Annotated in this window: 1 protein-coding gene; it reads left to right on the top strand. The window is 68.8% G+C overall.

The annotated features are described in order from the left end of the window. On the top strand, window positions 1–728 hold a 728-nt coding region (locus tag AC1DWF_RS34270; protein ID WP_476842940.1), incomplete at both ends, for an MBL fold metallo-hydrolase.

Here is a 728-nt window from a genome sequence, read left to right as displayed (position 1 = left end):
ATTTCGAGGCGACGGTCATCTCGGACGGGCGCCTGCCGCTCGGCGACCCCATTCCGGCCTTCCCCGCCTCGCCGCCCCAGGAGATCGCGGCGCTGATGCAGGCGAATTTCCTGCCGGTGAACGCCGCCAACCTCGAGCAGAACGCGCTCGTGGTGAACACGGGCCGGCAGCTCGTGCTCTTCGACACCGGCATGGGCGACAGCATGGGGGCGGCCAGCCAGATGTTCGGCCCCACCACCGGGCGCCTGCTGCGCAACATGCGCGCCGCGGGCATCGAGCCCTCGCAGATCGACATGGTGATCCTGACCCACGCCCATTGCGACCATTGCTGGGCGCTGGTGGTCGCGCAGGGCAACCGCAACTTCCCCAACGCCCAGGTCGCGGTCAGCGAGACCGACCTGCGCTTCTGGACCGACCCCGCCAACAAGCGCGGGCCGGAGTTCATGACCGCCTTCATCGATGGCGCGACCAAGAACCTCAACGCCTATCGCGACAGGATGGTGATGGTGCGCGACGGCGCCGAGGTGGTGCCAGGCATCCAGGCGATGGCGGCGCCGGGGCATACGGTCGGCCACACCATCTATGCCGTGACCTCGGGCAACCGGACGGTGGTGAATACCGGCGATCTCGCGCACCACTCGGTGCTGCTGCTGCGCCGGCCGCTCTGGGAATTCTCCTTCGACACCGATCCGAAGCAGTCGGCGCAGACCAGGGCGCGGGCGCTGGAG

The sequence above is a fragment of the Aminobacter sp. P4_D5 genome, assembly GCF_056401815.1.
The sequence above is the reverse complement of the archived record's forward strand: the minus strand, read 5'-3'. Positions and strand labels throughout refer to the sequence as shown.